This window comes from Adlercreutzia sp. ZJ473, assembly GCF_013185065.1.
GTDB lineage: Bacteria > Actinomycetota > Coriobacteriia > Coriobacteriales > Eggerthellaceae > CAAEEV01.
Genome location: NZ_JAAVTO010000088.1, coordinates 1 through 5,465, shown reverse-complemented (window position 1 = coordinate 5,465; position 5,465 = coordinate 1). Strand labels below are relative to the sequence as shown.

Sequence of the window (5,465 nt, the reverse complement as noted above, 5' to 3'; positions counted from 1 at the left end):
GCCCGCGCCGCCTGCCGCCCTCGCGCCCGCGCCGCCCGGCGTGCGCTCGAAGCCCGCGCGGAAGGAGCCGCCGAGCGCGGTCACCCGCTCCTCCATCGACTGCAGCCCCATGCCGCGTGCTCCGCCCGCCGTGCCCGCGCCCGCGCCGCCGCCCATGCTTCCGCTTCCGTTGTCAGTCACGGTGATCTGGTAGAGCGCGGGGTACTCCGTCAGGCGCACGTGCGCCTTCGCGGCGTTGCTGTGGCGCATGACGTTGGAGAGCGCCTCGCGCGTGACGGCGATGAGGCAGAGCGCCACGGGCGCGGGCGCGTAGTCGACGGCGTAGTCGATCTTCACGGCGATGCCCGCCTCCTCGCAGCCTCGCGCGCATTCCCGCACCTGCCCCTCGAGGTCGAGCGCATCGTCGTGCAGGGCGTGCACGCTCGCGCGCACCGAGGCGAGCGCCTCGGAGAGCGTGGCGCCCACGGGCGCGAGCTCGCGCGTGACCTGCGCGTCCTGCGCATGCACCACCTGCATGGCCTCAACCTGCAGGATGGCGCGGGTGAGCAGGTGCCCCACGTTGTCGTGGATCTCGCGCGCGATGCGCCCGCGCTCGGTGAGCGTGGCCACGTGCACCTCGTAGTCCTGCTTGTCGCGCAGGTCGCGGTTGCGCAGCTCGAGCGCCAGGGAATGCTCGCGCATGCTGTCGCGCGCGATGCGCTGCCGCCTCTTGTCGGCGAGCAGGCGCGAGGTGCGCCACGAGAGCAGCGCGGCCACGACGGCCATCACCAGCATGACGCCCACGGCGTCAAGCGGGAGCCGCGGCAGCGCGGCCGCCAGCGCAGCCGCGCACAGCACGCGCAGGGCGCGCGTCTCCCACGGCGCCTCCGCGTTGTCGCCGGCAATTCCACCAGCAGCTCCATCGGCAACCCCGCCGGTCATCCGCGCCCTGTTCGCACCCACGGCCCTTGCGCCGCCGCCCGCGCCTCCCGCGGCGCCCCTGCCCTCGTCTTCGTCGTTCCGTCCGACGCGCATGCTGTCGTAAGCCGCCAGCGGCGCGAACAGCGCGCACGGCGCGCAGGCGCACGCCAACGCCAGATAGGCCGCCGTTCCCGCGTATCTCATGCGATCCGGCGCCACCTCGAAGAGCGCCGCGGCGGTTACGGCAGCGAGCAGCCCCATCACCTCGAAAGCCGAGGGCGTGACGAGCATGAGCGCCAGGCAGCACCCCGCAAACACGATGATCTTGTCCAAGACGCGTTCCATGTCCCCATCATACGGCAAGCGCCCGCGCTTGCGGAGGCACGGGCGCGCCGAACGCGTCTTCGCAGGTGAACTCGTGACAAAAGTCACTTCTGCCGAAACCCCCTTGCGTGGATACTGGGAGCCAGGTTGAGAGAGCGCGCCCAATCGTGCGAAGGCGCGCGAAGAAGGAGGACTAACGTGGGAAAAGATACGCCGCGTGCGGCAGACAACCTCGTCGTCGAGGTGTCGAACCTGGTCAAGCGCTACAAGGAGACCATCGCGCTCGACCATTTCAACCTGTCGATAAAGCCGGGCGAGGTGTTCGGCTTGCTCGGACCCAACGGCAGCGGCAAGACCACGGCCATCAACTGCATCCTGCAGCTGCTCACCTACGACAAGGGCGAGGTGCGCCTGTTCGGCGAGCCCATGACGCCGACGCGCTACGACCTCAAGCGCTGCATCGGCGTGGTGCCGCAGAACCTCGCCGTGTTCGACGAGCTCACCGTGCGCGAGAACATCGACTACTTCTGCGCGCTCTACGTGCCCGACAAGAGCTCCCGCCGCGCGCTCGTGGACGAGGCCATCCACTTCGTGGGCCTGGAAGGCTACGAGCGCTTCCGCCCGAAGAAGCTCTCGGGCGGCCTGGCGCGCCGCCTCAACATCGCGTGCGGCATCGCGCACAAGCCCGAGCTCATCATCCTCGACGAGCCCACGGTGGCCGTCGACCCGCAGAGCCGCAACGCCATCCTCGAGGGCATCCTGCGGCTGAACGCCGAGGGCTCCACCATCATCTACACGAGCCACTACATGGAGGAAGTGGAGGAGATCTGCTCGCGCATCATGATCATGGACAAGGGCCGCGGCGTGGCATGCGGAACGAACGCCGAGCTCAAGGCCATGATCGGCACGGGCGAGAAGCTGCGCATCCAGCTGGCGGGCACCCCTGCATCGGCGGCTTCCGCGCACGCCGACCTCCTCGCACGCGTCCGCGAGCTGCCCCACACGCTGCGCGCCGAGCTCGAGGGCGACGTGCTCGCGGTCGACTGCGCCGCGGGCGCGCACAACCTGGCCGACGTGCTCGACCTGCTCAGCGCGCAGGGCGTCGCGTTCGGGCGCATCTACGCCGAGCCGCCGACCTTGAACGACGTGTTCCTCGAGATCACCGGCACCGAGCTGCGCGACTAGCGCGGGCAGGAGGCACATCATGTGGAACACGTTCAAATACACGGCGCTCTACCTCATGCGCGACCGGGACCTCCTCGTGTGGGCTCTGGCGTTCCCCATCATCCTGTCCACGCTGTTCTCCTTCATGTTCGCGGAGCTCGACGACACGGTCTACGCCACTGAGCTGGGGCTCGTGGTGGTGCAGGACGAGGCGTGGGAGTCTGACGAGGCGACGGTGCTGCGCGAGGTGGTGGACGCGGTGAGCGAGCCGGGCACCGCGGCTGACGAGGTGGGGAGCCTCGTGGTGCCGCAGTACGTGGAGAGCGAGGAGGCGGCGCAGCGCGCGCTCGCCGACACCGACGCCATCGCCTACCTCACGGTGGACGCGCAGGGGTCGCCCTCCCTGCACATGAAGCTCGACCCGTCCAATGGCGCGCTCACCGCGCAGCAGACCGTGGTGAAGACGGTGCTCGACGGCGCGCAGCGCACCGGGGACGCCGTGACTGGCGCGGTGGAGAGCCGCGTCCGCTCCGACGTGGAGCAGGCCATGGTCTCGGGCGCGTTTTCCCTCGAGGCCCTCGACCCCGCGGCGTTGCCCGACTCCGTCAAGAGCTACGCGCAGGGCGCCGCGCCTTCGCCCGATGACCTCGACGACGCCTCGGCGCTGCTCATGGGCGTGGGCATCGACGTCGACGCCCTCATCGACCAGGCGCTCGCGGCGGCCGACAGCACGTTCACCGAGCGCGTGTCGGTCACGCACAACGTGCCGACGGAGTCCACGCGCTACTACTACGCGCTTCTGGGCATGGCGACCATGTTCGCCGCCACCATCGGGCTCGTCGCCATGAGCCGCGCCTGCTCGAACACCTCGGAGGTGGGGGCGCGCCGCGCGCTCGGCGCCGTGCCGCGCGCGCAGGTGCTGGTGGCGACGTTCGCCGTCTCGTGGGCCCTGGCGTTTCTGTGCCTGCTGGTCGCCTTCGCGTACATCCGCGTGGTGCTGGGCGTTGACTTCGGCGGGCAGGACGCCGCGTGCGTGGGCGCCATCGCGGCGTCGGCGCTCACGGCGTGCGCGCTCGGCGTGTTCGTGGGCGCGCTGCCCGGCATTCCCGAGATGGCGAAGAACGGCATCATGACGGGCGTCACGTGCCTGTCGGCGCTGTTCGCGGGGCTCTACGGGCAGGCGTGCATGAACCTGGCGGACGAGATCGCCGCGGCCGCGCCGTGGACCGCCTACGTGAACCCCGCGCGTCTGATCTCGCAGGCGTTCTACGCCCTGTATTACTACGACAGCTATCAGCCGTTCTTCGCGTTGGTTGGCGCGCTGGTGGCCATGGCGGCGGTGCTCCTCGTTGCGGCCGCGCTTATCTCAAGGAGGCAGCAGCATGAACATCTTTAAGACCGCGTGTCGCATCCTGCTCAAGCAGCGCACGTACATCCTCATCTACGTGGTGTTCCTCGGGTTCATGGGCGTGTTCGTGGCGACGGGGAACACCCACGGCGCCAGCTCCGGCGACTTCGTGCAGGATCGCGCCGACGTGGCCGTGATCGACCGCGACGGCAGCGCGCTGGCAGCGGGCGTGACCGAGACCCTGGCTGAGCGCTCGAACATGGTGGAGGTGGCCGACACCGAGCGCGCCCTGCAGGACGCGGTGGCGCAGGGAACGACGGACTGCCTGGTCATCGTGCCGGAAGGGTACGGCGAGGCGTTCGTGGAGGCGGCGCGCGCAGGCGAGGAGCTGCCGCGCGTGCAGACGGTGGCGAGCTTCGACCACACGGCGGGCTACGAGGTGGAGAACCAGCTGCAGATGTACCTGGCGTGCGTGGCCGTGCACGTGGCCCTCGACGCGGACGGAGCGGAAGGGGGCGCGGCGGCGCTGGCAGGTGGCGCGGATGCGGCGGGAGCGGCGGCGCTGGCGAGCGGCGCGGATGCGGGCGACGCGGCGGCAGCGCTGTCGGCTGCGAGCGACGCGGCCGCAAGCGACGCCGACAGCGTTGACGACGTGCTGGCTGCGGCGACGGCGGCTGCGCATGACGACATGCGCACGGAGACGGAGGCCGCCTACGCCGTCGAGGAAGGGGAGGCGTCGCCTCTGCCTGACGACTTCCTGCTGTACAACCGCTGGCAGACCTATCCCATCCTGTGCGCGGTGGGCGTGCTGGTGTCGGTGACCATGGCGGGCTTCAACCGCACGGACGTGCGGCGGCGCAACCTCTCCGCGCCGGTGAGCAGCCTGTCGCTCAGCCTGGGGCTGGCGGCGGCGGGCGTGGTGTGCGCGCTCATCACGTGGGGGTGGCTGTCGGCTCAGGGGCTGGTGGTGTTCAGCGGGTCGCTTTCGGGCACCGAGGCGTGGCGCGTGGTGCTGTGCATCGTGGACTCGCTGGCGTACGTCCTGTTCGCGCTGGCGTTCGGCTTTCTGCTGGCGCAGGCGGGCGCTTCGGATATGACGGCGAACGCAGCGTCGAACATCGCAGGGCTCGTGCTGTCGTTTCTGGGCGGGTCGTGGATAGACGTGAGCCTCATGGGCGGGGGCATGGAAGTGGTCGCGCGCTTCACGCCGTCGTACTGGCACGGCCAGGCGCTCATGGATATCGCCCAGGCCAACGCGTTCACCTGGGAGGCGCTTGCGCCCGCGATCACCGCCATGGGCATGGTGCTGCTCTTCGCGGCGGCGCTCTTCGCCGTGGCGCTCGCGGTGGGGCGCATCCGCCTCGGCAACGCCGGGGTGAAGAAGGGCGCGGCCGCCGCGACCGCAGCCGCCGCCTAGCGCCCTTGCGGCCGCGACCTCGGCCTTCACCGGTTTCGGTTGCTCTGCCGGCCGATCATCGAGGACGCTGCCGGCAACGTTACCGACAACGGCGCTTTTCCATCCACCCCTCAGGCGATTCTGGATGAAATATGCCCGTTATCGGCGATTTCTCGGGAAAAGTGGATGCGAAAGCGCCGTTGTCGGATCGCGTGCCGAAAGTTGGTGTCAGGAGTCGCTTTGAGATAGAAGTGGCCATTGCCTAGAATCGTTTTTGCGAAAGTAACCGATTCATCAGAAAGGCAACGGCCACCATGGACACTTTACAGGATA

At 69.5% G+C, this 5,465-nt stretch carries 4 protein-coding genes; 3 read left to right on the top strand and 1 reads right to left on the bottom strand.

From position 1 onward, the window contains the following. Positions 1–1,233, bottom strand: a 1,233-nt coding sequence (locus HRL41_RS11460) for a sensor histidine kinase (protein ID WP_172137137.1), incomplete at its 3' end; no start/stop codon positions are given. 189 nt (positions 1,234–1,422) lie between these two features. Here HRL41_RS11460 and HRL41_RS11455 point away from each other — a divergent pair. Genes HRL41_RS11455 through HRL41_RS11445 form a run of 3 tightly spaced genes read left to right on the top strand, consistent with a single transcriptional unit; the run spans position 1,423 to position 5,153 of the window. Then, positions 1,423–2,409: an ABC transporter ATP-binding protein gene (locus HRL41_RS11455; protein WP_172137136.1), complete on the top strand. Its 987-nt coding sequence runs from the start codon at positions 1,423–1,425 to the stop codon at positions 2,407–2,409. A gap of 19 nt (positions 2,410–2,428) precedes the next feature. Beyond that, positions 2,429–3,784, top strand: a complete 1,356-nt coding sequence (locus HRL41_RS11450) for an ABC transporter permease (RefSeq protein ID WP_172137135.1) — start codon at positions 2,429–2,431, stop codon at positions 3,782–3,784. Continuing rightward, a complete protein-coding gene (locus HRL41_RS11445) occupies positions 3,771–5,153 on the top strand; it encodes an ABC transporter permease (RefSeq protein ID WP_172137134.1) in 1,383 nt (460 codons plus the stop codon). Before HRL41_RS11450 ends, HRL41_RS11445 begins: the two co-directional genes overlap by 14 nt. Positions 5,154–5,465 lie beyond the last annotated feature (312 nt).